The sequence below is a fragment of the Sphingobium sufflavum genome (genome assembly GCF_021403115.1).
GTDB classification, from domain to species: Bacteria; Pseudomonadota; Alphaproteobacteria; order Sphingomonadales; family Sphingomonadaceae; genus Sphingobium; species Sphingobium sufflavum.
In genome coordinates, this window is the sequence record NZ_JAJSSH010000015.1 from 45,242 (window position 1) to 71,373 (window position 26,132).

At 65.8% G+C, this 26,132-nt stretch carries 24 protein-coding genes; 14 read left to right on the forward strand and 10 right to left on the reverse strand.

Annotation, left to right across the window (positions count from 1 at the left end; genetic code table 11):
- Positions 1–8 precede the first annotated feature (8 nt).
- Entirely contained in the window at positions 9–1,796 is a 1,788-nt protein-coding gene (locus LWE61_RS18075) for an ABC-F family ATP-binding cassette domain-containing protein (RefSeq protein WP_234152054.1), read from the reverse strand.
- A gap of 397 nt (positions 1,797–2,193) precedes the next feature.
- Here LWE61_RS18075 and LWE61_RS18080 point away from each other — a divergent pair, with 397 nt between their 5' ends.
- Positions 2,194–2,919: an SIMPL domain-containing protein gene (locus LWE61_RS18080; RefSeq protein WP_234152055.1), complete on the forward strand. Its 726-nt coding sequence runs from the start codon at positions 2,194–2,196 to the stop codon at positions 2,917–2,919.
- Positions 2,920–3,140: 221 nt separating this feature from the next.
- A complete protein-coding gene (locus LWE61_RS18085) occupies positions 3,141–4,199 on the forward strand; it encodes an aspartate-semialdehyde dehydrogenase (RefSeq protein ID WP_234152056.1) in 1,059 nt (352 codons plus the stop codon).
- 162 nt (positions 4,200–4,361) lie between these two features.
- On the opposite strand, the gene LWE61_RS18090 is transcribed toward LWE61_RS18085, so the two are convergent.
- Complete coding sequence (locus LWE61_RS18090) at positions 4,362–5,174, reverse strand: sterol desaturase family protein (protein WP_234152057.1); 813 nt, start codon at positions 5,172–5,174, stop codon at positions 4,362–4,364.
- Positions 5,175–5,403: 229 nt separating this feature from the next.
- Between LWE61_RS18090 and LWE61_RS18095 the strand changes: the two genes are divergently transcribed.
- The gene (locus LWE61_RS18095) at positions 5,404–6,168 is read left to right on the forward strand and encodes an SDR family NAD(P)-dependent oxidoreductase (RefSeq protein ID WP_234152058.1); all 765 of its coding nucleotides are present in this window, start codon (positions 5,404–5,406) and stop codon (positions 6,166–6,168) included.
- Positions 6,169–6,246: 78 nt separating this feature from the next.
- On the opposite strand, the gene LWE61_RS18100 is transcribed toward LWE61_RS18095, so the two are convergent.
- A complete protein-coding gene (locus tag LWE61_RS18100; RefSeq protein ID WP_234152059.1) occupies positions 6,247–7,077 on the reverse strand; it encodes a hypothetical protein in 831 nt (276 codons plus the stop codon).
- Between the two features lie 231 nt (positions 7,078–7,308).
- Entirely contained in the window at positions 7,309–7,587 is a 279-nt protein-coding gene (locus LWE61_RS18105; RefSeq protein WP_234152060.1) for a chorismate mutase, read from the reverse strand.
- Between the two features lie 119 nt (positions 7,588–7,706).
- Between LWE61_RS18105 and LWE61_RS18110 the strand changes: the two genes are divergently transcribed.
- Positions 7,707–8,720, forward strand: a complete 1,014-nt coding sequence (locus tag LWE61_RS18110; RefSeq protein WP_234152061.1) for a polyprenyl synthetase family protein — start codon at positions 7,707–7,709, stop codon at positions 8,718–8,720.
- A 196-nt stretch (positions 8,721–8,916) separates the two neighbouring features.
- On the opposite strand, the gene LWE61_RS18115 is transcribed toward LWE61_RS18110, so the two are convergent.
- Positions 8,917–9,144, reverse strand: coding sequence for a YdeI/OmpD-associated family protein (locus tag LWE61_RS18115; RefSeq protein WP_234152062.1), 228 nt, complete (start codon positions 9,142–9,144; stop codon positions 8,917–8,919).
- A gap of 323 nt (positions 9,145–9,467) precedes the next feature.
- On the opposite strand from LWE61_RS18115, the gene LWE61_RS18120 reads away from it, so the two are divergent.
- From LWE61_RS18120 to LWE61_RS18140, 5 genes are all read left to right on the forward strand, one after another.
- On the forward strand, positions 9,468–10,448 hold the full coding sequence (locus LWE61_RS18120; protein ID WP_234152063.1) for a thiamine pyrophosphate-dependent dehydrogenase E1 component subunit alpha: 981 nt from the start codon (positions 9,468–9,470) through the stop codon (positions 10,446–10,448).
- Positions 10,445–11,449, forward strand: a complete 1,005-nt coding sequence (locus LWE61_RS18125) for an alpha-ketoacid dehydrogenase subunit beta (RefSeq protein ID WP_234152064.1) — start codon at positions 10,445–10,447, stop codon at positions 11,447–11,449. The genes LWE61_RS18120 and LWE61_RS18125 overlap by 4 nt, the downstream gene beginning before the upstream one ends.
- A 6-nt stretch (positions 11,450–11,455) precedes the next feature.
- On the forward strand, positions 11,456–11,686 hold the full coding sequence (locus LWE61_RS18130) for a lipoyl domain-containing protein (protein WP_234152065.1): 231 nt from the start codon (positions 11,456–11,458) through the stop codon (positions 11,684–11,686).
- Between the two features lie 207 nt (positions 11,687–11,893).
- Positions 11,894–12,997 carry a Gfo/Idh/MocA family protein gene (locus LWE61_RS18135; protein ID WP_234152066.1) on the forward strand — a complete coding sequence of 368 codons (1,104 nt, stop codon included), beginning with the start codon at positions 11,894–11,896 and terminating at the stop codon, positions 12,995–12,997.
- A gap of 38 nt (positions 12,998–13,035) precedes the next feature.
- Positions 13,036–13,323, forward strand: coding sequence for an antibiotic biosynthesis monooxygenase family protein (locus LWE61_RS18140; RefSeq protein WP_234152067.1), 288 nt, complete (start codon positions 13,036–13,038; stop codon positions 13,321–13,323).
- A gap of 33 nt (positions 13,324–13,356) precedes the next feature.
- On the opposite strand, the gene LWE61_RS18145 is transcribed toward LWE61_RS18140, so the two are convergent.
- Positions 13,357–13,677 (reverse strand): hypothetical protein, encoded by a 321-nt coding sequence (locus tag LWE61_RS18145; protein WP_234152068.1) that lies wholly within the window; start codon positions 13,675–13,677, stop codon positions 13,357–13,359.
- A gap of 437 nt (positions 13,678–14,114) precedes the next feature.
- Positions 14,115–15,182: a helix-turn-helix transcriptional regulator gene (locus tag LWE61_RS18150; protein ID WP_234152069.1), complete on the reverse strand. Its 1,068-nt coding sequence runs from the start codon at positions 15,180–15,182 to the stop codon at positions 14,115–14,117.
- A gap of 200 nt (positions 15,183–15,382) precedes the next feature.
- On the opposite strand from LWE61_RS18150, the gene LWE61_RS18155 reads away from it, so the two are divergent.
- Positions 15,383–16,354: an enoyl-CoA hydratase/isomerase family protein gene (locus LWE61_RS18155; RefSeq protein ID WP_234152070.1), complete on the forward strand. Its 972-nt coding sequence runs from the start codon at positions 15,383–15,385 to the stop codon at positions 16,352–16,354.
- 134 nt (positions 16,355–16,488) lie between these two features.
- On the opposite strand, the gene LWE61_RS18160 is transcribed toward LWE61_RS18155, so the two are convergent.
- The gene (locus LWE61_RS18160; protein ID WP_234152071.1) at positions 16,489–16,815 is read right to left on the reverse strand and encodes a hypothetical protein; all 327 of its coding nucleotides are present in this window, start codon (positions 16,813–16,815) and stop codon (positions 16,489–16,491) included.
- Between the two features lie 217 nt (positions 16,816–17,032).
- On the opposite strand from LWE61_RS18160, the gene LWE61_RS18165 reads away from it, so the two are divergent.
- Positions 17,033–18,052, forward strand: coding sequence for a helix-turn-helix transcriptional regulator (locus tag LWE61_RS18165; protein WP_234152072.1), 1,020 nt, complete (start codon positions 17,033–17,035; stop codon positions 18,050–18,052).
- A gap of 162 nt (positions 18,053–18,214) precedes the next feature.
- Here LWE61_RS18165 and LWE61_RS18170 read toward each other — a convergent pair whose 3' ends face one another.
- On the reverse strand, positions 18,215–19,291 hold the full coding sequence (locus LWE61_RS18170) for an NAD(P)H-dependent amine dehydrogenase family protein (RefSeq protein ID WP_234152073.1): 1,077 nt from the start codon (positions 19,289–19,291) through the stop codon (positions 18,215–18,217).
- 146 nt (positions 19,292–19,437) lie between these two features.
- Here LWE61_RS18170 and LWE61_RS18175 point away from each other — a divergent pair, with 146 nt between their 5' ends.
- Together LWE61_RS18175 and LWE61_RS18180 are read left to right on the forward strand one after the other, a co-directional pair.
- A complete protein-coding gene (locus LWE61_RS18175; protein WP_234152074.1) occupies positions 19,438–22,944 on the forward strand; it encodes an indolepyruvate ferredoxin oxidoreductase family protein in 3,507 nt (1,168 codons plus the stop codon).
- A gap of 21 nt (positions 22,945–22,965) precedes the next feature.
- A complete protein-coding gene (locus LWE61_RS18180) occupies positions 22,966–23,322 on the forward strand; it encodes a DUF4286 family protein (RefSeq protein WP_234152075.1) in 357 nt (118 codons plus the stop codon).
- A 45-nt stretch (positions 23,323–23,367) separates the two neighbouring features.
- Here LWE61_RS18180 and LWE61_RS18185 read toward each other — a convergent pair whose 3' ends face one another.
- Entirely contained in the window at positions 23,368–24,168 is an 801-nt protein-coding gene (locus LWE61_RS18185; protein WP_234152076.1) for an enoyl-CoA hydratase/isomerase family protein, read from the reverse strand.
- A 179-nt stretch (positions 24,169–24,347) separates the two neighbouring features.
- Here LWE61_RS18185 and LWE61_RS18190 point away from each other — a divergent pair, with 179 nt between their 5' ends.
- Positions 24,348–26,030 carry an FAD-dependent oxidoreductase gene (locus tag LWE61_RS18190; RefSeq protein WP_234152077.1) on the forward strand — a complete coding sequence of 561 codons (1,683 nt, stop codon included), beginning with the start codon at positions 24,348–24,350 and terminating at the stop codon, positions 26,028–26,030.
- Positions 26,031–26,132 lie beyond the last annotated feature (102 nt).

Genomic DNA, 26,132 nt, shown 5'->3' on the forward strand with positions numbered 1-26,132 from the left:
GGGGCGTTTCAGCCCAGCCCCTCGACCCGCTCCGCCAGTTCCAGCCAGCGTTCTTCCGCCGCATCCTTTTCCGCCCGTGCCGCGTCAACGGCCTTGGTCAGCGCATCGAACTTCGCACGGTTCTTCGTATAGAGATCGCCGTCGGACAGCAGCGCCTCGTCGCGCGCGATGGCCGCCTCTATCTCCGTGATGCGCGTCGGCAGCAGGTCATAGTCACGCTGGTCCTTATAGGTCAGCTTGGTGGTGCTCTTGGGCGGTGGCGGGGGCGTGGGCGCGCTCTTCACGGCCTTGGGCGCGGTCTTCGCCTTGCGCTTGGCCTCCCAGTCGGCATAGCCGCCCGCGATCACATCCACCAGACCGGACCCGTCGAGGCCCAAAGTGACCGTTACCGTGCGGTCGAGGAAGTCACGGTCATGGCTGACGATCAGCACCGTGCCCTCATAGTCGGAGATCACCTCCTGAAGGAGGTCGAGCGTTTCGAGGTCGAGGTCGTTGGTCGGCTCGTCCAGCACCAGCAGGTTGGATTCGCGCGCAAATTCCCGCGCGAACAGCAGGCGGGACCGCTCGCCGCCCGACAGCGTGCCGATCTTCGCCTCGGCAAGGCTGGGGTCGAAGAGAAATTCCTTCAGATAGCCATGCACATGCTTGCGCACCCCGCGCACGTCGATCCAGTCGCCCCCCTCGGCCAGCACGTCGCGCACGGTTTTTTCCGGCGCCATCAGGCTGCGCTGCTGGTCGATGAAGATCATGTCCAGCGTCTTGGCCTGCCGCACCTGCCCCTCGTCGGGCTGCAATTCTCCGGTCAGCAGTTTCAGCAGCGTCGTCTTGCCCGCGCCATTGCCGCCAACCAGGCCGATACGGTCGCCGCGCTGCACGCGCAGGGAAAAATCCTTGATGATCGTGCGCTTATTCTCGCCGGTCCCGAACGCCTTTGTCGCATGTTCGGCGTGGATCACGCTCTTGGTCTTGCTGTCGTCGGATGCGACCGCCAGCTTTGCCGTGCCCTGCGGCCCGATCATCGCCGCGCGCTGCGCCCGCATTTCGTGCAGCTTTTCGAGGCGGCCCATGTTGCGCTTGCGCCGCGCGGTGACGCCGCGATGCAGCCAATGCTCCTCGATCTTCAACTTGGCGTCCAGCCGCTCGGCATTGCGCGCCTCGTCGGCATAGGCTTTTTCCATCCACGCCTCGAACCCGCCGAAACCGATCTCCTGCCGGCGCAGCGTGCCCCGGTCGAGCCAGATGGTCGATTTGGTCAGCCGCGTCAGGAAGGTCCGGTCATGGCTGATGGTGATGAACGCGCCATTATAGCGGCTGAGCCAGCTTTCCAGAAAGTCGATGGCGCTGATGTCGAGATGGTTGGTCGGCTCGTCCAGCAGCAGCAGGTCCGGCTCGGACGCCAGCGCGCGGCAGATGGCGGCGCGGCGACGCTCGCCACCCGACGCGGATTTCGCCTCGCGCGACAGGTCGATGCCGATCTGGTCCGCGATGGCCTCTATCTCGTAACTCGGCGGTGCATTGTCGCCCGCGCAGGCGAAATCATGCAGCGTGGCATAGGCGGACACGTCCGGATCCTGCTCCAGCATCACGACATTGATGCCGGGGCGGACGGAGCGGATGCCCTCGTCCGGTTCGATGACGCCGCCGATCAGTTTCAGCAACGTCGTCTTGCCCGCGCCGTTGCGCCCGATCAGCGCCAGCCGGTCGCGTTCCTGCACATGCAGGTCGAGGCCGCGAAAGAGCCATTGCACGCCCTGGTTGAGGCCGAGATTTTCATAGGAGAGGATAGGGGCTGCCATGCTGGGTCCGCTACCGGGTTGCAGGCCGGGGGGCAAGGGCGGAGGACGGGGTTGCCACCATGGCGGACGATATGCGGTTGCGGAATATTCCCCCTGCCGTCACCCCGGACTTGATCCGGAGTTCCGCTCTCTTCTGTTGCTTGCCGCCCCCGCTATGCTCGCTCCAAAGCAGCCTCACTCCCGATCACGTTCGGGGTGACGACTGTTGGACGGCGGTCATTAGCGGGCAAGCGACCCGTGCGATCACCTTTGGCGACTTCCGCCATCCTCACCTGAACGTCAGCCAACATCCAACTCACAACCCGTTCATGTCCCGGTCGATACATGGGCGGAACAGTATGCAGGCCTGCCGCGTTGGCGGGCCACGCAGAAACGACGGTTACAGGAAGGACCATCTATGAAGGCCGCTCTCCCCCTCATGCTCATGACCGCCGCCGCCTTGCCCGCCGCGGCGATGGCGCAGTCGGCGCCCTCCGTCGTGCCCGTCACCGGGCCGGTCGTGAACCTGTCCGTCACCGAAAGCGTGGACAGCGCGCCCGACCTCGCCACTGTCGGCACGGGGGTGCAGACCCGCGCGCTGACCGCGAAGGAGGCGATGAGCGCCAACGCCGCCGCCGTGGACAAGCTGATCGCCGCCATCCTGAAGGCGGGGATCGACCGCAAGGATGTGCAGACCAGCGGCATCAACCTGAACCCGCAATATGACTATAACAACCGGACGGATGGGCAGGGGCCGAAGTTCATCGGCTATGAGGCGTCCAACCAGTTGACCGTGAAGATCCGCAAGATCGCAGCGGCGGGCGATGTGATCGACCGGATGGTGGGCGCGGGCGCGACCAACATCAACGGTCCCACCTTCGGCATCGCGGACGATACGGCTGTGCTGGAAAAGGCGCGGACCAAGGCGATCGCGGCGTCGAAGGCGCGGGCGGAATATTATGCGCGCCAGAGCGGATACCGTTCCGTGCGGCTGCTCTCCATCTCCGAAGGGGGCGAGACGGGCCGGGTCTTTCCCGCGCCCATGATGGTTCGCGCGGACTCGGCGGCGAAGGGCACATCGGTCGAACCGGGGCAGTTGTCCACGTCGGTCACGCTGTCCGTGCAATATGTGCTGGAGAAATAAGGGGCTTTACGGATGGGGCGTGCATCGTTAAAGGCGCGCCCCATGTCCAAGGCTATTTTCACGCCGATTACCATTAAACCGTTCCCCGGTGGGGCGCGGTCGGGTAGTCACGCGGGATAATCCGCGAGGATACTGGACCAAGCCCCGCCGAGCGCGGGGCGACTTGTTTTTGAACAGGTCACTATCCCCCGCGCCTCCGCAGATTGAAGGAGACGTAGGATATGAAGTCTAATCCCAATGTTGGTGTCGTCGGCGCAACCGGCCTGGTCGGTGAGATGATGCGCGGCCTGCTGGCGGAGCGCAATTTCCCGGTCGGCGACCTGCGCCTCTTCGCGTCCGCGCGCTCGGCGGGCAAGACGATCCGCTGGCAGGACCGCGACATCGTCATCGAGGACGCCTCCACCGCTGATTTCGCCGGTCTGGACATCGTCTTCTTTTCCGCTGGTGGCAGCACGTCGAAGGAACTGGCGCCCAAGGCGGCGGCGGCGGGCGCCGTCGTGATCGACAACAGCAGCGCCTGGCGCAGTGACGATCAGGTGCCGCTGGTCGTGGCGGAGGTGAACCCCCACGCGCTCGACAATCTGCCGCGCGGCATCGTGGCCAACCCCAATTGCACCACCATGGCCGCCATGCCGGTGCTGAAACCCCTGCATGACGCGGCGGGCCTCAAGAAGCTGGTCGTTTCCACCTATCAGGCGGTGTCGGGCGGCGGCATCGCGGGCATCGAGGAACTGGACGGCCAGATTCAGGCGGGCGCTGGCAAGGATACCGCCGGTCTCGCGTCGAACGGCCATGCCGTGGACCTGCCCGCGCCGGTCAAGTGGGCGGTCCCCATCGCCTTCAACGTCGTGCCGCTCAATTATGTGCTGGGTGAGGACGACTATACCGAGGAAGAGCTGAAGCTGCGCGACGAGAGCCGCAAGATCCTCGAAATCCCCGGCTTGCCCGTGTCGGGCACCTGCGTCCGTGTGCCGGTGTACAGCGGCCATTCCCTGTCGATCAACGCGGAGTTCGAGCGTCCCCTCTCGCCGGCGCAGGCGCTGGAACTGCTGGGCAAGGCAGAGGGCGTGGTGGTGCAGGCGGTGCCCAATCCGCTGGAAGCGACCGGCAAGGATCCGGTCTTCGTCGGCCGTGTCCGCGTCGATCCCACCGTGGAGAGCGGCCTTGCGCTGTTCGTGGTCGGCGACAATCTGCGCAAGGGTGCGGCGCTGAACGCGGTGCAGATCGCGGAAGTGCTGCTCAAGCGCCGTGTGGGCGCCGAGGCGGTTTCGGCGGCCTGATTATGGACGGGGGCGGTGGGCAATGGCCGACCGCCCCGGTTCCATCGGTCCATAAATCTCCGTCACCCCGGACTTGATCCGGTGTGACACTATTTTTCAGAGTGTAGCATCACCGGGAAAGCGGGATCCCGGATCAGGTCCGGGGTGACGGACGCAAAACCCTCACCCCTCGCTCTGCACCGCCTGCGCTATAGGCTTCTTCACGGGCCGAACGTTCTTCCCCCAGCCTTCGCCATTGTCCAGCGTCCCGAACATCCAGTCGTACAGCAGCGAGATGGTCGCATAATTGCCGCCGGTGAAGCGGGCATGATGATGGTGGTGCATCCGCGACGCATAGGCGAGGTAGCGGAACGGAAAGCCCTCCGCCTCCCACAGCGCATGATTGTGCAGGTTGATCTGGGAAAAGGCGACGAAGGTGATGACGATCGTCACCACATGGAAATCCCCCATGAAGCGCGACAGCACAAAGATGCTGGCGGCATAGAGGCCCAGCCCGATCGCCACCTCCAGCGGATGGATATAGCTGGAATCGCGCAGGCACGGGTTATGCTGGCGGTGATGGACCGCATGCATCCACTTCAACGGCCCGCCCAGCGCGCCATTGTCATGGAACAGGAAGCGGTGGGTGAGATAATAGAAGAAGTCGTAGAACATCAGGATGACGACGATATCCAGCGGCACACGCCACCACGGCATGGGCGCCGCCGTCAGGCAAAAGGGCAGGATCAGGCCAAAGATCGCCACGAAATACAGGCCCGACCACTTGTTGTTCCACGCATGGTTGGCGGCATAGCTGGGCCGTTCCATCTTGTGTCGGAACGTCTCCTGATTGCGCTGCCGCGCGGCCCGGAAGGTGGGGACCAGCCCGGCCACCTGCCGCCCCAGCAGGCTGAGCGCCGCGATGCCCACCACGGCATAGATCGACAATTGCCACTGATAGTCGGCCAGGAGGGAGGCGGGGAGGGATATGGTCATGGCAGGCGCGCGAACCCTTCATAATGGCCCATGATCGGGTGCCTTATTATTTCCCTCCTCCCGCCGCGCCGCAAGAGCGCAGATGAGAGGCTTGTCCCGCAGGCGCCCGCGCGCCTGTTCTTGCTCCCCGCCCGGCGCGCGCAAAGCCTCTTGCCCATGGCGCGCGCGGCCATGCTATGAGGATGCGCCGCCGCCCGATCCGGCGTGGCGGGCAGGGGAGGAGAGGCGCATGGGATCGCTCGCCAACAAGGTTGCGCTCGTCACGGGGGCATCGCGGGGCATCGGCCGCGCCATCGCCCTGAAACTGGGGGCGGAGGGCGCTTTCGTCATCGTCCATTATGCCGCCGCGCGGGACAGGGCGGAGGCGGTCGTCGCGGACATCGTGGCGGCGGGCGGTGCGGGCTGCATCGCGGGCGCTGACCTGACGGCGACGGACGGCGTCGAGACGCTGTTCGCGGCCATCGCGGCGCAGCTTGAGCCGCGCGGCGATCCGCCCATCGACATCCTCGTCAACAATGCCGGCATCGGCATGGGCCGCGACCTCCTGTCCATCTCCCCGGCGGAGTATGACGCGGTGTTCGCGCTCAACGTCCGCGCACCGCTGTTCGTGGCGCAGGCGGCGGCGCAGCGGATGCCGGAAGGCGGGCGGATCATCAACATCTCGTCGGTGGTCGGCCATATGGCCTTCGGCGGCGGTTTCGTGGCCTATGGCGCGACCAAGGCGGCGCTGGACTATATGAGCCGGTCGATGGCGGCGACGCTGGGGCCGCGCGGCATCACCGTGAACAGCGTCGCCCCCGGCGCGACCGCCACCGATTTCCTGGGCGACGCGATGCAGAGCGAGGCGTTCGTCGCCAGCATGGCGGCCACCACCGCGCTGCGGGCGGTGGGTCAGCCGGGCGACATTGCCGACGTGGTCGCCTTCCTCGCCTCGCCCGCCGCGCGCTGGGTCACGGGCACGCGGGTCGTTGCGAGTGGCGGGACATTATTATAGCGTGGTTCTACATTATAAGGCGGTTCTACCGTGTGGCGAATGGCCGCGGGTGGTGGGGGCAGGGGCAAGCCGGTCCCGTCAGATCTCGACCGCCTTTCCCGCCACCCATTTGCTCTCGAACACGGCTGCATATTTCTTCATGATTCCGTGGCTGTCGTTGAATATCTCGAAGGCGGGCATGGTCTGGGAGTTGAAGCCGCCGATATAGGGGATCATGAACCCAGAAATGCCCTTGCTGCTCTGGTCGAAGATATAGACGCGCAGGTTCGGGATCTCGTCCACGAACACCAGTTCGATCTTGCGAGAGGCGTCCGCCTTGGCCGCGCATCGGTTGACGGATCGGATGCGTGCGATCGTGCTTTCCACCAGCGTCCGGGAGTTTTCCACATCGTCCCCGGCGGATGTGACGGCCTGTTCGAAAGTGGCGCCTTGGGGATCGGGCATGATGATGCGGAATCTGACGCCCCGTTTCAGCGCGTCGCACACTTCCCCGCCGAACGTGTCCAGCGTGATGTGAAAGGACAGGCCATACATGGCCACGTCTTCATGGACCTGCTTGATATGGGCGCCGATGCTGTCGGCCTTGCTGTCCGCCAATATGTCGTTGGCGGACCCGATGACGTTGAGGCCGCTGGTCATGGCTGTCGTCGCCGGGATGTTCGCCTTGCTCTTGCCGACGGGGCGCATCACCGCAAAGACGGTGAGTGACGCCAGCACCAGCACGATAATATGGTGCGAGCGGATGACCCGGTTTATCCATTCCCGGCACACCAGCACCAGGGTCGTTATCAATATGATGGCGCTGATCTTGGCGATGGTTACATCGTCAAAGCTCAGCGCCTTCAGCCCGATGCCGACCAATGTCGCCGGACCGCCCAATATCCCAACTATCTCCAGTGCTTTCCACATCGGCGTCCCCCTTCGCGTCAGTCGGCAAAGCAGTATTCCATGGAATATGCTGAAAGGAAAGGGAGGGATATTATAGCCGGTAGGGCGGGGTATTTGGGCTGCGCCGCGCAGCGGGACGGCTCCACGATTGTCCGTCGCCCGGCACGGCAAAGTCCTTGCGGGGGTCAGGCACCATGCGCGGATAGGGCATGTACCGTCCTGCGCCGCCAGTCCCGCGCGTTGGCGCCCCGCTCAGGCGTCCCGCAGCCGCTCATGATGCCGGATCACCTCGTCGATGATGAAGCGCAGGAATTTCTCCGTGAAATCCGGGTCGAGTTGCGCATCCTCCGCCAGTTGGCGCAGCCGCGAGACCTGCGCGACCTCGCGGCCGGGGTCGGCAGGGGGCAGGGCGTTCTTCGCCTTATGCTCACCCACGGCCTGGGTTATCTTGAACCGCTCGGCCAGCATGAAGACCAGCGCGGCGTCGATATTGTCTATGCTCTGGCGGTAGCGTTGCAGGATGTCGTCCAAGGCCTGTTCTCCGGTCGGTGGGCGTGCGAAGGGGATTTCCGGCGACGCTTACCCATTTTTGGGCAGGTCCGAACGCCAAATCGCTTGCCAATCCGCGCCGCCATTGCCATCGCGCGGGGATGAGCGCAACGATTCACCGTCTCGACCGGAAAAGCGCGCCGTCGCTCGATCCCATGATCGCGCTGGTCGCGGACGACATGAACGCCGTGAACGCGGTGATCCTCAACCGGATGCAGTCGCGCATCCCCCTGATCCCGGAACTGGCGGGCCATCTGATCGCCAGCGGCGGCAAGCGGCTGCGCCCGATGCTGACCCTCGCCTGCGCCCGGCTGCTCGACTATTCGGGGACGCGGCATCACAAGCTGTCCGCCGCCGTGGAGTTCATCCACACCGCCACCCTGCTGCATGACGATGTGGTGGACGGCAGCGGTTTGCGCCGGGGCAAGACGACCGCCAACATGATCTGGGGCAACAGCGCCTCCGTGCTGGTCGGTGATTTCCTGTTCAGCCGCTCGTTCGAGCTGATGGTCGAGGACGGCTCGCTCAAGGTGCTGAAGATCCTCTCCAACGCCTCCGCCGTGATCGCGGAGGGTGAGGTGAACCAGCTCACCGCGCAGCGCCGCATCGACACGGACGAGGCCAATTACCTCGACATCATCGCGTCCAAGACGGCGGCGCTTTTCGCCGCCGCCTGCCGCATCGCCGCCGTGGTGGCGGAGCGGGACACGGACTGCGAGATGGCGCTGGACGCCTATGGCCGCAATCTGGGCATCGCGTTCCAGCTGGTGGACGACGCCATCGACTATGTGTCGGACGGCGCGACCATGGGCAAGGATGCGGGAGACGACTTCCGCGATGGCAAGGTGACGCTGCCGGTCATCCTGGCCCATGCGCGCGGCAATGCTGTGCAGCGGCAATTCTGGAAGGACGCGATGAGCGGCCTGCGCGCCAGCGACGACGATCTGGCGGAGGCGCAGACCTATCTGGCGGAGACGAACGCCATTGCGGACACCTTTGTCCGCGCCCGCCTTTATGGCCAGCGCGCCATCGACGCGATCGGCGGCTTTCCCAAGGGCGTGGCGCATGACGCGCTGGTCGAGGGCGTCGAGTTCGCCATCGCACGGGCGTATTAGAGGATAGGGCGAGGCGGGCCGGAGGGGGCTGCGCCTAGGGAACCGGGCGAGATGGCCTCGCAGGGCCTTTGCCGGTGACGCATGGAAGCGGCCGAGCCCTCCGCCTGATCTACCGCTTTTTCTTCTCGTGCTGGTCGATCAGCACCGCCTGTTGCCATTTGCCGGGCGCCTTGTCAGTGCGATGGATGCACCCCGCCTAGCAGCAGGGGCGTTTCTTTCCCTCCAGCAGTTCCTCGCGGGTTCGCTCGATGCGGCGCTGGCGCGTTTGGGGCTGTTTCGCGTCATCCACCCAGCAGATGAACTCGTTCCGGCCCAGCGGCGTCAGCTTTTCCCACAGCGCCAGAATGGCGGGGTCCGCCTGCAAGGCTGTCCGCAGGTCGTCGCCAGCCTCATGCACTGTGCCTTGTGGAAAAGCGTTCGCCACGAAATCTCCTTGCCCCCTGACAGGGTGCCGGTCGGTCATCGCCCTCTGGAATGACAGGTGGGCGAGCCTGATCGTTCGGTGACAAAATGTCCATGGCGGGACGATCCTGCCTCTCCGCCACACCCCCTCACACTGACTATGTTTAGCATCCGCCTCTTGACTGGACAGCCCTGTTGGATACGAGGCGAGAGGAGAGCAGCTTTGCCGCTCCATCGTCGGGACGATAATCGCGCTGTCGCCAGGATAGTGAGGATTTCCGGTTGTCCTGTGGCGGGGGAACGGTAGGCAGGCGGCTCGCCGCGAAGTTCTGGAGAGAGCGACCCATGACGATCCCCAATGGCCCCGACGGCCCCACGCAAGTCGAGATTTTCCGCCGCATGGCCCTGCTGAAGGCCAATGACGACTATACGCGCAAGATGGTGACGGGCGGCAAGCTCTTCATCCCTTATTACAGCTATCGCGGGCAGGAGGTCATTCCGGCCGCCGCCTTCGTGAACCTGACCGATCAGGATTATCTGTGCACCATCTATCGCGGCATCCATGACCTTCTGTCGAAGGGCCTGCCGCTGAAGGATCTGTGGGCGGAAATCGCGGGTCGCAAGACCGGCAGCTGCGGCGGCAAGGGCGGCCCGATGCATCTCACCTACCCTGAAAAGGGCGTGATGGTGACGACGGGCATCGTGGGTTCGTCCATGCCCATCGCCAACGGTCTGGCCTGGGGCGCGCAGCTTTCGGGCGATGGCCGCGTCGCGGTCGCGACCTTCGGTGACGCCGCGTCCAACATCGGCGCCTTCCACGAATCGCTGAACATGGCGTCGGTGTGGAAGCTGCCCGTGATCTTCCTGTGCCAGAACAACACTTTTGGCGAGCATACGCCTTATGCAAAGGCGACGTCGGTCGAGAAGATCGCGGACCGCGCCATCGCCTATGGCATGCCCGGCATCCATGTCGACGGCAACGACCCCATCGCCATGTATAATGCGATGGCCGAAGCGGTCGCCCGCGCCCGTGCCGGCGAAGGCCCGACCCTGATCGAGGCGATGACCTATCGCTTCCACGGCCATGTCTTTGGCGACAAGGACGAATATATGGACAAGGACGTCAAGAAGCAGGCGATCGCGGACGATCCGTACCCGCGCTTCCGGGCCAAGCTGATCGCGGACGGCACCGCCACCGAGGACGCGCTGGCCAAGATCGAGGCCGACATCCAGGCCGAGATCGAAGAGGCCGCCAACGCCGCCTGGGAAGCCGAATTCCCGGATGTCGCCGAACTGACCACCGATGTTTATGGAGAAGTCGCATGAGCGATACCGACACTGCCGTGAAGCCGGTGATGGTCGTTGCGGCCATCAATCAGGCGCTGGCCGACGCGATGGCCGATGACGAGAAAGTGCTGATTCTGGGCGAGGACGTGGCCGACCCGGAAGGCGGCGGCGTGTCCGGCGTGACCAAGGGCCTGTCGAGCCGTTTCGGCGACAATCGCGTGAAGTCCACCCCGATCTCCGAACAGGCGATCATCGGTGCGGCCATCGGTGCGTCGCTGGTCGGCTACAAGCCGGTCGCCGAGATCATGATGATGAACTTCACCACGGTCGCGATGGACATGATCGTCAACCATGCGGCGAAGCTTCGCTACATGTCGGGCGGCCACACCAATGTCCCCATCGTGATCCGCTGCATGACCGGCGCGGGTTTCGGCACCGGCGGCCAGCATTCGGACTTCTGGGAGGCATGGTTCAGCCATGTCGCGGGCATGAAGGTGGTTCTGCCATCCTGTTCGGAAGACGCCTATGGCTTGATGCGTTCGGCCATCGACGATCCCGATCCCGTGCTGTTCATCGAGGCGATGCCCAATTACTGGACGCCGTTCCCGCCCGCCGAGACCGGCCATCGCGTGCCGCTGGGCAAGGCGCGGGTCCGTCAGGAAGGCACTGACGTCACCATCGTGACCTATTCCCGCATGGTGAACGAGGCGCTGACCGCCGCCAAGACGCTGGCCGAGGCTGGCATCAGCGCGGAGGTCGTCGACCTGCGCACCGTGCAGCCGTGGGATGAGGAAACCGTCCTGGCCTCCGTCGCCAAGACCGGCCGCCTGATCGTCACGCATGAGGCGGTGACGCCGTTCGGCGTCGGCGCGGAAATCGCGGCGGTGGTTCAGGAGAAGCTGTTCGGCAAGCTGAAAGGCCCCGTCGTGCGCGTCGGCGCGGCTTTCACGCCCGTCCCCTTTTCCAAGCCGCTGGAATCGGCTTATCTGCCCGACGCGGCCAAGATCGCGGATGCGGCCACGAAACTCGTCAAAGGATAATCAGCAATGGCAACCGAAATCATTCTGCCGAAGATCGGCTTTTCGATGAACGAGGGCACGCTGGCCGAGTGGCTGGTGGCCGACGGCGCGACCGTGACCGAGGGGCAGGCGCTGTTCCTGCTGGAGGCGGACAAGTCCTCCAACGAGGTCGAGTCGCCTGCTGCGGGCACGCTGCGTATCAGCGCGGAAGCCGGCGGCACCTACGAAGTCGGCACCGTCCTCGGTACGATCGAGTAATCTGCATCGCAGCATCGGCATGATGACAGGCGGGCGGGGGATCATCCTCCGCCCGTTGGTTTATGCGGCCTATCCGGTGGCGGGGGATTTGTCCCGTCATCCCGGATCATGTTCGGGGCGGCGAACTATGGGCAGCCGCACTCCCAGGAAAACAGCCGCGCCCGCACAGCATAGCTACGCATTTTCGCACCACGGGAAGAGGAAGCCATGACGCTCAAGGTCGGTATCATCAGCGCCAACTGGGGCGCCTTTGCCCATCTCCCCGCCTGGCGTTCGCTGCCGGGGGTCGAGGTGACGGGCATCTGCACGTCCCGGCAGGAAACGGCGGAGGCGGCGGCGGAGAAGTTCGGCATCGCGCGCCCTTTCTGGAGCGCGGAGGCGATGGCCGCCGACCCGGACATCCATATCGTCGATTGCGGCACGCGCCCCTCGCTGCGCCACAAGATGGTGCAGGACTGTTTTGCGGGCGGCAAGCATGTCTATAACGGCATCCCCTTCGCCGCGAATATCGACGACGCCCGCGACCTGCACCGGGCCTGGCAGGCCAGCGGCAAGGTGGGCGTGGTCGACGCCCTGTCGCAATGGGTGCCCGCCATCCGCCTGATGAAGGAGATGGTGGACGCGGGCGATCTGGGCCAGCCGTTCGGCGGCACGCTCCATTTCAACATGGCGCTGTTCAACCCGCTGATCCTGCAATTCCCGTACAACTGGTTCGCGCAAGGGGGGCTGGGCGTCTCGGCCGTGCGCAATCTCGGCAGCCATGCGCTGCACGTCCTCCTCCACATCTTCGGCCCCGTCGCGGAACTGGTGGCGGACGATCGGCAATTGCTGGACGTCTGGACCGCGCCGACGGGGGAGACGATCGTGCCGGAGACGAACGATTTCGCCAACGCCCTGATCCGCTTCGAAAGCGGGCTGACCCTCCAGTTCCAGATCAGCTGGAACGCGACGCTGGGCGAGGGCTGGCTGCTTGACGTGTTCGGGTCGAAGGGCCGGGTCGTGACGACCGCGCCCAGTTTCCCCACGCCGCGCGACACGCGGATCAGCGCGGGTCGGGTCGGCGGCGCGCTGGAAGAGGTGGCCATCCCGGACCGGCTGAAGAGCGCCGAGGGCATCGGGCTGGACTGGACCGCGCCGGTTCCGCCTTCCTATCCCATGGCGCTGGCGATGCGCTCCATGGTCGACGCGATAGAGGGCAAGGGCCGGGCCGCCCCGGACTTTCAGCAGGCATGGGATGTCGAGCGCGTGCAGGAGGCGATCCGCCTGTCCAGCGCGGATCGGCGCTGGGTCGCGCTGGCGGACATCGCCTGACCGCGCATCGCGACGAACAGGATAGGAAAGGCACGGATATGCTGGTCGAACGGTCGGATTTCACCATCAGGGCGGGATCGGAAGAGGGGTTTCAGGACGCTATGGCGACGCGCGGCGTGCCGCTGTTGCAGGGCGTGCCGGGCGTGCTCTCCGTCCAGTGCGGTCGCGGCGTGGAGCGTCCCGACGCCTTCATGCTGCTCGTCGCATGGGAGTCGATGGACGCGCACAAGGCCTATAATCTGATGCCCGAATGTCAGGAACTGCGCGCGCTGATCGGCGGCTTCGCGACCGGCGGGTCGATGGAGCATTTTGAGATGCCCGGCTGACCCGACCGCCGGCCGCGCAGGGCGTCAGGCCGCCTATGGACGCAGCGCGATCAGCCCGTGGCGCAGCGCCAGCGGATAGAGGCAGTCATTCTCCATCCGCATATAGTCGCGCAGGCGGCCCATGATCCACCGGGTCGCCTTCGCAAAGCTCCCCCAGTCCTCGCGGATATTCTTCTCGCTCCATTCGGAGAGATAGAGGCCCCATTCCTGCACCAAGTCGGTGAAGCGGCCGTCCTGTTCGGCGGCGACGCGGGCGAACGCCCGGCGGCCCGTCACATCTTCCCCGTCGAGGAACAGTTTTTTCGGCGGCGAGATGGGCGTTGAGCGCGTGGCGAAAGCTGTTGAGCGCGTCATAGGCCGCGTCGGGCCGGGGCGCTGCCGCCACCAGATCGCACAGGGCGTGCGCGCCGCTGTCGAGATGATTATGCTCGTCGATCAATCCGAAAATATGCTGCATCCCGCGACCCTCGCCTGTTTCTGGCCGCCATCCGCTTCCGGGGCAGGGCGACAGGGTTCAGAAGAGTTGATCGCGATTTTCAGGTTCGTCGCCAGAACTGCCGATTTTAGTCCAAGGTTCGCGCTATGGTGGAGGCGGCAATGGCGGCGGCCGATTCTCAGCCTCCGTTCGTCCTTCGACACGCTCAGGACGAACGGGCTGGGCAGGAACGGCAGAGAACAGTCGCTTTCGCCGTCAGCCCCTCCAATCCCCGTTGAAGCATATTGTCCCTTGGATCGTCATGGCTTCGCTCCACGCGCAAGGACGAGGTGGGTCAATCTGACGTCAGCAGGCTCTAATGCGCCGTGCGGAACCGCTGCGGCGTCACCCCGGTCCAGCGTTTGAACGCGCGCCCGAAACTGGTCTGCTCGCCATAGCCCAGCCGCTCGGCAATCTCCTCAAGGCTCATGGACGGGGTCTGGAGATAGATGCGCGCCAGCCGCTCCCGCTCGCCCTCGACCAGGTCGGAGAATTTCACGTCATGCGCGGCCAGCCGCCCTTGCAGGGTGCGGACGGAAAAGCCCAGCTTCTGCGCGCAGCGTTCGATGGAGCAGCTTCCGGTGGGCAGGGCGCCACGGATATAGCTGCCCACGCGCGCGGCGATGGTCGCGCTGTTCGCCTGCTTCAACCGGGCCAGATAGCCGCCCAGCAGGCGGAACAGCAGCCGGTTGGCGCTGGCGATGGGCCGGTCGAGCGCCTGCACGGGAAAGCCGATGGCGTTGATCCCCGCGCGGGCGTGCACGCGGCAGGCGGCGATCTGCTCGATCTCCTCCATGTCACGGGCGCGCGTCTCCACGGTCAGCTTCGCATAGCTGGGGTCGAACCCCGGCCCGCCGACCATGCGGAGCAGTTTCAGGTTGAGGACCAGCGCCTGCAAATGCGCCTGATCGTTGAGGCCGAGGTCGATGTTCGCGCCCCAGCGCAGTTCCGCGACCTGTGGCCCCTCGATCAGTTCCACCGACGCTTCGGGCGAGTGGACCACGGGCAGATAATCGACGACGCAGGCCATGGCGTCGCGCATCGTCGGTGCGGACCGGCACAGCGCGGCGACGCAGCCAAACACGTCGGCATCCTGCGCCTGCCCCAGATGCAGGCCGAACAGCGGATCGTCGAACAGGGTGCTGCAATATTCGAACGTGTCGGCGATGGACTGGCAGGGGACATGGCTTTCCGGGTCGCCGATCACGCGCGGTTCGATGCCATGCCGTTCGAGGATGCGACGGGCGTCGCGCCCCTGCGCACTGGCATAATCCTGCAACCCGGTGAAGTTGGCGGCGCGGCACTGGCCATGGCCCGGAACCGCGTCCAGCGGACCGTTCAGCCCGAAGAAGAGTTCACCCTCCTGCATCCCGGTTCCCTGCATCCCCGCCTCCTGCATCTGCGGCCTTCCCCTGTCGCCCCGGCGTGGTGCCCGGTCCGTTGGAAGTGTCCGTACAGCATGAGAGGCTATCAGCGAATGGCCGCCGCGTCCAATGTCGAAACCCATGCATGAAATGCCAATACGGGGCGGCGACCCCTATGGCAGCGTCCCCGCATCAGACCAGACAGACGGGACAGGATCGCATGACGACGGCAGCAGAACATCGGGCGGCGGCGCGCCAGTTCATCCGGTACGAGAAGGACAAGGCGACCAAGATCGCGACCCTGACCTTCGACCGGCCGGGCAAGGCGAACACGGCGACCATCGGCATGCGGATGCTGTTCGCGGATTATGTCCACATGGCCAACATCGACAATGATGTGAAGGTGCTGGTGATCCGGGGCGAGGGGGAGGATCTGGGCACGGGCGGCGACCTGCCGGAGCATGGCGACCTCTATCTCAACCCCAATGAGGACAGCAATTTCCTGCCCGATCTGGAGATTGACGACCCGGACGTCCAATATCCGCCGCACACCTCCTTTCGCTACCTCCACGGCTTGACCGACTATTATGCGAAGGCGCGGTCGGGCAATCGCCCGCTTCAGGAATTCAAGAAGATCAGCATCATAGAGGCCAAGGGCTATTGCTATGGCTGGCATTTCTATCAATGCGCGGATGCGGACATGATTATCTCATCGGACGATGCGCTCTTCGGCCATCCGGCGTTCCGCTATGCGGGCTGGGGACCGCGCTTGTGGCAATGGGCGGAGATGATGGGCATCCGCAAGTTCAGCGAAATGCTGTTCACCGGGCGGCCCTTCACCGCAAAGGAAATGGCCGACTGCAATTTCGTGAACAGCGTGGTGCCGCGCGACCATCTGGAGGCGGAAACGGCCAAATATGCGAAGGCTTGCTCACTGACCCGCCCGCTCGACGTGGTGGTGGTGCAGAAGACGTTCCTGGAACTCTACAAGCAGCACAAGGGCGAATATATGGGCAGCTTGCTGACCGGCTTTGTCGAGGGCGTGCTGCCGTCGATGACGGACGATGTGGCGGAGGATCTGAACCTGGGCAATGGCGTGTTCGATCAGGGCATCAACAATGTCGTGAAGGCGCGCGATCAGGCCTATCCGCCCGAATGGCGCCTCAGCCGCAAGGGCCGCGCCCAGCCCTGATGCGGCCGGCCGGTCGGGGCCTTGGGGAGCACGTCAAACCCCAAGGCTCGTCAGGCCGACGACGATCCGCACCCCTTCACCCCCTGCCAGAGGGCATGGTGCGGGTGTCACCGCAAAGCGCCAAGGCTCCCGCTTTATCCCCCGACCGTCCATCCCGTCCGTCCCTGTATCAGCACGATGCGGGACCAGCGGTGGGCGATGCCGCCCTGCTCATAGGACAGGGTCAGCCTGCATCCGCGCTGCACCGCGCTCACGAACCGGCTGCGCGGCAGGGCGGGGCGGGTGAGGGCGTCCGTCGCCTGAAACGGCTCTCCCTTTTCCGCCATGGTCATGCCCATCGCCGCCACCGCGCCCGGCGGCACTTGCTTGAGGCGGAGGAAACGCCGCTCCGGCCCATGGGTGCAGGCGGGCAGGGGAACGGGCGCCGCCGCCGCCAGCGCGATCAGAGTGAGGACGGGCATTGCGGGTTCCTTTCGCCGTTCCGCCACAGGATATCGCGCGCGCCGCCATCCTGTCCAAGCGCAAATACACCCCCGCTTTTGACGCTGGCAGCAAATGCCGATGGCCCTGCGCCTGCTGCACATCCCTCCGCCCGGAAGCGCGTAAATTGACTGTACGGGAAACGCCACCGGACGCGTGGCCGCAAGCATCCTTGTTTGCCCGGCTGGAGAGACAGACATGGCTGAAACATTGTTTTGCCTGGACACGAAAAACTACCGGGACGGACAGGCGCTCTTTCGCGGGGAGCGCAACCAGGAATATTATTGCGGCGACTTCTGGATCGAGGATGGCTCGGCCATCGACGTGCGGGCGGAGCGCCGGGCGGTGGGACCATGCTCCATCATCCTGCTCAAATCCTCCGCGCGGCAATTCTTTCGCCGCACCCGCCGCCATATCCGCGACGACGCGACCGACCTGTCGGTGCTGTGGTTCGTCAAGCGCGGTCGCCTCGTCTTTTCGGATCAGGCGGGCAGCCGCACGGCGGCGCCGGGCGATTTCATCGTCACCCGCTCCATGTCGCCCTTCCTGATCGAGTGCCAGCCGGATGCGGAGGCGATGCATGAGGTGCTGCATGTCACCGTGCCCACCCATATCCTGCGCGGTTTCCTGGCCACCGACATCGCCAGCGCCCTGTTCCTGCCCGGCGACCGGCGCGAGGTGGCGATCGCGCAGAAGATCCTCACCAGCGTCTTTCGCGACGAGGAGCTGCTGAGCGATGCCTCGGCCCGCACGCTGGTCGATGCGGCGCTGACCATCGTCGGCCATGCGATCCGCGCGGAGGAGGCGGGCGCGCCTGCGCGCCAGACGGTCGCCGACCGGCGGCTGGTCGACGTGCTGCGCTTTATCGAGGTGCATCTGTCCGACCCCAATCTCTCCACCAGCATGGTGGCGAAGGGATGCGGCATTTCGCCCCGTTACCTGTCCTTCCTGCTGCGGCTCAGGGGCACCAGCTTCTCCGAACTGGTTTGGGAGCAGAGGCTGGAGAAGGCCCGGCTGTGGCTGTCATCCTCCCAACCGCGCGACATTTCGATCAGCGAGATCGCCTATGGCGTCGGTTTCAAAAGTCCCGCTCATTTCAGCCGCATGTTCAAGCGCGTCTTCGCCGTGAACCCGCGCGAATTCCGCACCTGCGCGCCGGAGGATGCGGTGCAGCAGGATTATGCCCGCTACACCAGCGAGGGGCAGTTGCTGCAATAAGGGGGGGGGGGGGCGGGCGGCGGGCCATCACCACAACGCCGCCCTTGCCGAAGTGCGCCCCTCAAACACCGATAGGTCATCCCGGCGAAGGCTGGGATCGTTTGCGGTCGAGTGCACCCTGCCGACGGACATCCCGGCCTGCGCCGGAATGACGCGCAGCGCCTAGCCCAGTTGCGCGATCACCTGCGGCAGGTCCACCGTCGTGCGGATGCCGGCAGGAGCCTCGCACACATAGCGGATCATGTTCACCGGCCGATGCGCGGTCAGGCCGGGGGTCATGGCGGCATAATCGTCCGGCGCGACGGGGAAGACGATGTCGATCTTCATCGGGCAATCGCCCTCCACCACCACGCGCCAGCCGGATTCGCGAAACTCCCACTCTTCCCCGTCGGTCGTGTCCACGTCGGAGGAGACGGACCAGTTGGCGACCATACGCAGCAACGGCTTGCCGTCCCGCATCCCCTCGATGGTCGTCTTGGTCGCCGCCACCGTCCCCTGGGGCACCGTGCCCGCGATGATATGCACATCGTTGCGGGCGATGCCCAGCGCCCCCGTCGCGCGTATCTCGTCCAGCGGCAGGCCGATGGCGTCCGCGATCAGGCTCAGCGTGCCCGAAAAAGTCTCCCGCTTGAAATCGAGGATCGCCCGGTTCGGCCCGTCCGGCTTCGATCCGAAGCCCATATAGCCGAACAGCATCTCCGGCGAATTGCGCGACTCGGACGGCGCGAACTCATAGATGGTCAGGCAGTCGAGCCTCCGCTGGAGCGAGGTCAGCACGATCGGCATCGCCTCGGTGATGAAGCCGGGGCTGGACCCGGTGCCATGGATGCTGCTGTTGCCCTTGGCGCAGGCGGCCTCGACCCGCGCCCGGATCGCGGGGTCCATCGTCGCCGGGTTCTGGAACTCCGTGCGGGTGGTGATGATGTTCGCGCCGGATTCCAGGATGCGGACCACCTCGTCATAATTCATGACATGGGGGAAATAGAGTACGCAGTCGGCCCGCAGGGCGAGAATGTCCTCCATGCGGCCCGTCGCCCGGATGCCGGTGGGGGCCGTGCCCGCCAGTTCGCCCGCATCCTTGCCCACCTTGGCCGCGCCATGCACCCATACGCCGACCAGTTCGAGGTCGGGATGCTCGATCACCCGGCGCAGCGCGCGCGATCCGACATTGCCCGTCGCCCATTGCACCACGCGCCAGCGTGCGCCGTGCCGTCCGCGAACGACCGTTTCCTCTGCCATGCCGATCCTCTCCTTTGGGCGGGAGGGTAGGGCGGGGTTCCTCGGCCGGTCAAGTGCTGGGCAGGTCAAGTGGATGGGCGTGGCGGTCTAATGGAATTTGCGCGCGCGCCTCTATGCTCCTGGGTTCATGGCCAAGAGGATGTTTCGTGACCAGGTCGGTCGTAACGCTGGACGATAAATATAGTCAGGAGACGGGGCAGGTGCTGCTGTCCTCCCTTCAGGGCGTGGTGCGCCTGCTCCTCGACCAGTCCCGGCGGGACCGGGCGGCGGGGTTGACGACGGCGGGCTATGTCACCGGCTATCGCGGGTCGCCGATCACCACGCTGGACGCGCAACTGTGGGCGAAGGAGACGCTGCTCACCGGGCACGACATACAATTCGAGCCGGGCCTGAACGAGGAACTGGCCGCGACCAGCCTGCGCGGCACCCAGCAACTGGACTGGTATGGCAAGGCGCGCGTCGATGGCGTCTTTGCGCTCTGGTATGCCAAGGGGGTGGGCGTGGAGCGCGCGGGCGAGGCGATCAAGGCCGCGAATTTCGAGGGCACGCATCGCAACGGCGGCGCGCTGTTGCTGTGCGGTGACGATCATGCCGCCAAATCCTCGCTGACCGCGCACCAGTCCGAACATGTGCTGATGACCGCGATGGTCCCGGTGCTCTATCCCGCCACCACGGACGAAATCCTGCGTTATGGTCAGATCGGCTGGGCCTTGTCGCGGGCCAGCGGCCTTTATGTGGCGATCAAGGCGATCACCGACACGCTGGACCTGACCACCACCGTCACCCTGCCGGGCCATGGTTTCCCGATCCACCGTCCCGACGTCGCGCCCGGCGCCTCGCCGAACCTGCGCCTCGCCCTGTCCGCGCTCCAGCAGGAAGCGGCGGTGGTCGAGCAGCGCCTGCCGCTCGTCGCCCCCTTCGCCGCGCTCAACGGCATCGACCGGATCAGCCATGACGCGCCCGACCGGCGGCTGACCATCGTCACGGCGGGCAAGAGCTGGCTCGACGTCTGCCAGGCGCTGGTCGATCTGGGACTGGACGACCGGGGGCTGAACGGGGACCGGCGCCGGGCCATGGGCCTGTCCGTGGTGAAGCTCGGCCTCGTCTGGCCCATCGACACCGCCTTCCTCCGCGACGCCTGCCGGGGCAGTGCGGAGATATTGGTGGTGGAGGAGAAGCGCCCGGTCATCGAGGATCAGATCGCCCGCGCCCTCTATGGACAGGCGAACGCGCCGCGCCTTTCCGGCAAGACCGCGCCGGACGGCACGCCGCTGCTGTCGGAAGTCGGCGTGCTGGACCCCGGCGCGATCCGCCGGGCGCTGGTCCGCCGGCTGGAGGCTGCGGGTCTGCTGGGGGACGAGGCGCGGGCGCGCGACGCGCATCTGCGCGCGCAGGAGGGGGCGGCGAAGCAACTGTCCCTCACCGCGATCCGCCCCGCCTATTTCTGCTCCGGTTGCCCGCACAACACATCGACCGTCGTGCCGGACGGCAGCCATGCGATGGGCGCGACCGGCTGCCATGGCCTTGCCCATTATATGCCCGAACGGCGCACGATGCAGACCGTCTCCATGGGGCAGGAGGGGATGCCGTGGGTCGCGGCGCAGGGGTTCGTCGACACGCCCCATATGTTCCAGAATCTGGGCGACGGCACCTATACGCACAGCGGCCTGCTCGCGATCCGCGCGTCCGTCGCGGCAAAGAGCAACGTCACCTACAAGATCCTCTACAATGACGCCGTCGCCATGACCGGCGGCCAGCCTGCCGAGGGGGCGCTGACCCCGGAGCAGATCGTGCGCGAACTGGTGGTGGAGGGCGTCTCCCCGGTGGTGCTGGTCAGCGAAGACCCCACGCGCTTCCGTCCGGGCGATCTGCCCGCGGGCGTCCGCATCCTCCACCGCGACGCGCTGGACGCGGTGCAGCGCGACCTGCGGACGGGGCAGGGCACCTCCGCCATCGTGTATGAACAGACCTGCGCCAACGAGAAGCGGCGGCGGCGCAAGAAGGGCGAGCATCCCGACCCCGACCGCCGCCTGTTCATCAACACGGCGGTTTGTGAGGGCTGCGGCGATTGTTCGGTGCAGTCCAACTGCCTGTCGATCCAGCCGGTGGAGACGGCGTTCGGCCGCAAGCGCGCCATCGACCAGTCGACCTGCAACAAGGATTACAGCTGTGTGAAGGGCTTCTGCCCCTCCTTCGTCACGGTCAGCGGGGGGCGGCTGGCGAAGCGCGCCTTCGACATGGGCCGCCTCGCCGAAACCCTGGCCGCGCTGCCGGACCCGGTGGTGGTGGATGTGGCGGGGCGCAGTCACGCGATGCTGGTGACGGGCATCGGCGGCACCGGCGTGCTGACCGTCGGCGCGGTGCTGGCCATGGCCGCGCATATGGAGGGGAAGGCGGCCAAGGTGCTGGACATGACCGGCATGGCGCAAAAGGGCGGGGCGGTGACCAGCCACCTGCGCATCGGCGCGCATGTGGACGCCATCCCCAGCGCGCGGCTGGGCATCGGCCAGACCGACCTCATCATCGCCTGCGATCTGATCGTCGCGTCCGCGCCCGACGTGCTGGCCACCGCGCATGACGATACGATCATGGTCGCGAACGAGGATGTCGCCCCGACCGGCGAGTTCCAGACCAACCAGTCGCTGGACCTTGCCGCCACCCGGTTCCTGACGGCCGTGGCGCGCCGGATCGCGGTCGATCGCACCGATACGGTCCGCGCCACCACGCTGGCAACGCGCCTGCTGGGCGACTCCATTTTCACCAACCTGATGATGGTCGGCTTCGCGGCGCAAAAGGGCCTGCTGCCCGTCTCGCTGGCGTCCATCGAGGCGGCGGTGCGGCTGAACGGCGTGGCGGTGAAGGCCAATCTCGACGCCGTCGCGCTGGGGCGGTTGGCGGCGCATGACGCCGACGCGCTGTTCGCCATGGCGGGGACGGAGCGGCACGATGCCACCCCGCCGCCGACCCTCGCCGCGATGCTGGACAGCCGCACCGCGCATCTGGCCGCGTGGCAGGATGATCGCTGGGCGGCGGAGTACCGCGCCTTCATCGGGCAGGTGCAGGCGCGGCTGGACGCACGGGGCCTGACCGGCACCGAACCCTTGCTGATCGAGGTCGCCCGGCAACTCGCCCGGCTGATGTCCTACAAGGATGAATATGAGGTCGCGCGCCTCTACACCGACCCGGCGTTCAAGGCGTCACTGGCGGAGACGTTCGAGGGCGATTTCCGCCTCACCCTCAACCTCGCCCCGCCGCTGTGGTTCTGGCCGCTCGGCACCGATGCGAAGACGGGCCGCCCGCGCAAGATACAGGTGGGGGCATGGATGCTCCGCGTCTTCGGCCTGTTGCGGCGGTTGAAGGGGCTGCGCGGCACGGCGCTCGACCCGTTCGGCTATTGTGCGGAACGGCGCATGGAACGCGCGCTGATCGGCGAGTATCGCGCCCTGATCCTGTCCGTGGCGGAGTCGGTGACACCGGCGTCGCTGCCGGTGGCGCAGGAGATCGCCGCCGCGCCCGCCCTCATCGCGGGCTATGGCGCGGTGAAGGAGGACGGCGTCGCCAAATATCGCGACCATCTTGCACAACGGCTCGACCGCTCTCACAAGGCGGCATCCCCGGTCGGTCAGCCGGTGGGCGAACCCGCCGCTGCCTGACGCCCCGTGAAGGAGAGATGCATGTCGAAGTTCAAGATGATCGCCCTGACCAACCCCGTCGATGGCCGGGACGAGGAATTCAACGACTGGTATCAGAATGTCCACCTGCCCGAAGTCGTCTCGCGCGAGGGCGTGGTCGGCGCGCAGCGGTACAAGGCGGCGGTCCCGCTCCTCGCGCCCGTCTCCTACGGCTATCTCGCCGTCTACGATATCGAGACGGACAATATCGGCACGTTCCTGCAAGCGTTCGGCGCGGCCTCCGCGACCAACACGCCATGCGACGCCGCCGACACCGCCAACAGCTACACCGTCATCTTCAACGAATTTGGCGACCGCGTGACCCATGAGGAAGCCGTGGCGAAGATCGCCGCGCGCTGACACGCTGATGCAGGGTGGGGAGGGGCCATGCGGCCCCCTCCACCCTTACCCGCCGAATTTGGGCGCCCGCTTTTCGCGCAGGGCCGCGATGCCCTCCTGATGGTCGGCGGTGCGGACGCTGAGCGACTCATAGGCGATGCCCGCGTCCATCAACGCATGGGCGGTGCGCTTCAATTCCATGTTGGTCAGGATCTTGGTCCAGCGGATCGCGTCCGTCGCCCCGTTCAGCAGCCGGTCGCAGAAGGCGTCCACGGCCTCGTCCAGTGCGTCCAGCGGCACGGCATGGTTAATCAGGCCGATCTCGGCCGCCTTCGTGGCGGGGATCAGGTCGCCGGTCAGCAGATATTCCTTGGCGCGGGTCAGGCCGATCCGCTGCGCCCAGATGACCGCGCCGCCATCGCCCGCGACCAGGCCCAGATGGATATGCGGATCGCCGATCTTCGCCTTGTCGCTGGCGAAGATGATGTCGCACATCAATGCGATGGTCGCGCCCAGCCCGACGGCATGGCCGTTCATCCGGCACACGACCGGCTTTTCGATGTCCAGCAGCGCGGAGATGACCCGCTTGGCCTGCCGTGCCTCATGGTCGAACAGGCGGGGATTGTCCGCGTTGCGCTGGATATGGTCGAGGTCGCCGCCCGCGGAGAAGGCGCGGCCCGCACCGGTCAGCAGCACGACGTCCGAATGGGGATCGCCCTGCGCGAAGAAGAAGACATCGGGCAGTTCGTCATGCAGTTCCAGATTGACCGCATTCATCTGGTCCGGCCGGTTGAAGGTGATGACGAGCAGCCGCCCGCGCCGTTCCAGCAGGATCGTCTTGAAGGTGGGCAGGGCGGTGTCGGACATGATGGCTCGCTTTGTTGTCACCGGGCAGGCTGTAACCGGGCAGGCGCTGTACTAGCCACGCACCCGCGATTTGCAACTCCATGGGTGTAGACGCTTGCAAAGACAGCAAGGTTAGGAAATGAAGGCCCATCATTATGGCGGCGGGAACGCCGGCCGGGACTGGCCCAGGGAGCGGATAGATGAGCGGTTTCGACGAGAGTTTCGATTGGGTGGTCGTGGGCAGCGGCGCAGGCTCGATGAGCGGCGCGCTGGTCATGCGGCAGGCGGGCAAATCGGTGCTGATCCTCGAAAAGACGAAGTTCGTCGGCGGCACCACCGCCAAGTCCGGCGGCGTGATGTGGATTCCCAACAACCGCTTCATGAACCCCGGTGAGGACAGCGCGGAGAAGGCGATCACCTATCTCGACGCCGTGGTGGGCGACGACAGCGACTTTCCCGGCACCAGCCATGAAAAGCGCCTCGCCTATGTCAATGAAGCGCCCAAGATGCTCGATTTCATCGTGTCGCAGGGGGTGGAGCTGGAGCGCGCGTCCGAATTCTGGCCGGACTATTATGACGAACTGCCCGGCGGCTGCAAAACCAGCCGTTGCGTCACCGCCAAATATTTCAACCTCAAGGAACTGGGCGCGTGGGAGAAGAAGGTGCGCCCCGGCTTTGCGCCCTTCCCGGTCAAGCTCGACGACGGCATGAAGTCCAATTTCCGGCGCAAGAGCAAGGCGATGGCCAAGCTGTACCGGGACATCGTCATCCGCACGATCATCGGCAAGCTGACCTTCAAAAACTATACCTCGGCGGGCGCGGCGCTTCAGGGCCGTATGCTCAAGGCCTCGCTGAAGGCCGGGGTGGACATCCGGGTCGAAACGCCGGTGACGGAACTGATCGTGGAGGACGGCAAGGTCGTCGGCGTGATCGCACAGCAGGATGGCAAGACGGTGCGGATCGGCGCGCGGCTGGGCGTCCTCGTCAACGCGGGCGGCTTTGCGCAGAATCAGGCGATGCGCGACAAATATATGCCCGGTACGCAGGCGGCATGGTCCAACACGCCGGAGGGTGACACCGGCGACCTGCATGTCGAGGTGGAGCGGATCGGCGGCGTGCTGGCCCAGATGGACCAGATGGTCGGCTACCAGACCACCCGCGCGCCCGGCTTCGACAAGGCGTATGTGAAGCCCCCGGCGCAGGGCATCACCGGCAAGCCGGGCGCGATCCTGGTGGACCAGTCGGGCGTGCGCTACCTGAACGAGGGCGGCTCCTACGAACTCTATTGCCAGACCATGCTGGAACGCAACCGCACCGTCCCCGCCGTGCCGAGCTGGGGCATCTTCGACCGGCGTTTCGCGGAGGATTATGAAGTCGCCGGCAGTGTGATCGGCAAGGGCGTGCCAACGGCGTGGACGGACGCGGGCTACCTCAAGCAGGCGGACACGGTCGAGGAACTGGCCGCGCTGATCGGCGTCGATCCGGCGACGCTGCGCGGCACCATCGACCGCTGGAACGGCTTTGTCGACAAGGGCGTGGACGAGGATTTCGGGCGCGGTGCGCGCGCCTATGACACATGGCTGGGCGACCCCTATCTGGGCGGCGCGAATCCCGCGCTGGGCCGGATCGAGCGCGGCCCCTTCTACGCCATCGAAGTGGTGCCGGGGGACGTGTCCACCTATGGCGGCATCGTGACGGACAGCCGTTCGCGCGTCCTGCGCGGGGACGGATCGGTGATCGGCGGCCTCTATGCCACCGGCGTGTCCACCGCATCGCCGATGGGCGGCGTCTATCCGGGCGCGGGGGCCAGCGTCGGCCCGTCGATGACCTTCGGCTATGTCGCGGCGAAACATGCCGCCAATCTGGACAATCAGGCGGCCTGACCCGCCCGGACCGGGCCGCTCTTGTCTCCTGTAGCGGTCCGACTGGTCCTGAACTGACAATGCCCCGGCGCGGCGTTTACCAGCCGCCGCGCCACGCGCCAT

Excerpts from the sequence above, each read along its gene's own strand:
- LWE61_RS18190 (WP_234152077.1), top strand. The coding sequence starts at position 24,348 with ATGAGCGGTTTCGACGAGAGTTTCGATTGGGTGGTCGTGGGCAGCGGC.
- LWE61_RS18125 (WP_234152064.1), top strand. The coding sequence starts at position 10,445 with ATGAGCGATACCGACACTGCCGTGAAGCCGGTGATGGTCGTTGCGGCC.
- LWE61_RS18100 (WP_234152059.1), bottom strand. The coding sequence starts at position 7,077 with ATGTGGAAAGCACTGGAGATAGTTGGGATATTGGGCGGTCCGGCGACA.
- LWE61_RS18120 (WP_234152063.1), top strand. The coding sequence starts at position 9,468 with ATGACGATCCCCAATGGCCCCGACGGCCCCACGCAAGTCGAGATTTTC.
- LWE61_RS18130 (WP_234152065.1), top strand. The coding sequence starts at position 11,456 with ATGGCAACCGAAATCATTCTGCCGAAGATCGGCTTTTCGATGAACGAG.
- LWE61_RS18080 (WP_234152055.1), top strand. The coding sequence starts at position 2,194 with ATGAAGGCCGCTCTCCCCCTCATGCTCATGACCGCCGCCGCCTTGCCC.
- LWE61_RS18075 (WP_234152054.1), bottom strand. The coding sequence starts at position 1,796 with ATGGCAGCCCCTATCCTCTCCTATGAAAATCTCGGCCTCAACCAGGGC.
- LWE61_RS18185 (WP_234152076.1), bottom strand. The coding sequence starts at position 24,168 with ATGTCCGACACCGCCCTGCCCACCTTCAAGACGATCCTGCTGGAACGG.
- LWE61_RS18140 (WP_234152067.1), top strand. The coding sequence starts at position 13,036 with ATGCTGGTCGAACGGTCGGATTTCACCATCAGGGCGGGATCGGAAGAG.
- LWE61_RS18145 (WP_234152068.1), bottom strand. The coding sequence starts at position 13,677 with ATGACGCGCTCAACAGCTTTCGCCACGCGCTCAACGCCCATCTCGCCG.
- LWE61_RS18135 (WP_234152066.1), top strand. The coding sequence starts at position 11,894 with ATGACGCTCAAGGTCGGTATCATCAGCGCCAACTGGGGCGCCTTTGCC.
- LWE61_RS18150 (WP_234152069.1), bottom strand. The coding sequence starts at position 15,182 with ATGCAGGGAACCGGGATGCAGGAGGGTGAACTCTTCTTCGGGCTGAAC.
- LWE61_RS18155 (WP_234152070.1), top strand. The coding sequence starts at position 15,383 with ATGACGACGGCAGCAGAACATCGGGCGGCGGCGCGCCAGTTCATCCGG.
- LWE61_RS18160 (WP_234152071.1), bottom strand. The coding sequence starts at position 16,815 with ATGCCCGTCCTCACTCTGATCGCGCTGGCGGCGGCGGCGCCCGTTCCC.
- LWE61_RS18090 (WP_234152057.1), bottom strand. The coding sequence starts at position 5,174 with ATGACCATATCCCTCCCCGCCTCCCTCCTGGCCGACTATCAGTGGCAA.
- LWE61_RS18110 (WP_234152061.1), top strand. The coding sequence starts at position 7,707 with ATGAGCGCAACGATTCACCGTCTCGACCGGAAAAGCGCGCCGTCGCTC.
- LWE61_RS18170 (WP_234152073.1), bottom strand. The coding sequence starts at position 19,291 with ATGGCAGAGGAAACGGTCGTTCGCGGACGGCACGGCGCACGCTGGCGC.
- LWE61_RS18180 (WP_234152075.1), top strand. The coding sequence starts at position 22,966 with ATGTCGAAGTTCAAGATGATCGCCCTGACCAACCCCGTCGATGGCCGG.
- LWE61_RS18085 (WP_234152056.1), top strand. The coding sequence starts at position 3,141 with ATGAAGTCTAATCCCAATGTTGGTGTCGTCGGCGCAACCGGCCTGGTC.
- LWE61_RS18095 (WP_234152058.1), top strand. The coding sequence starts at position 5,404 with ATGGGATCGCTCGCCAACAAGGTTGCGCTCGTCACGGGGGCATCGCGG.
- LWE61_RS18165 (WP_234152072.1), top strand. The coding sequence starts at position 17,033 with ATGGCTGAAACATTGTTTTGCCTGGACACGAAAAACTACCGGGACGGA.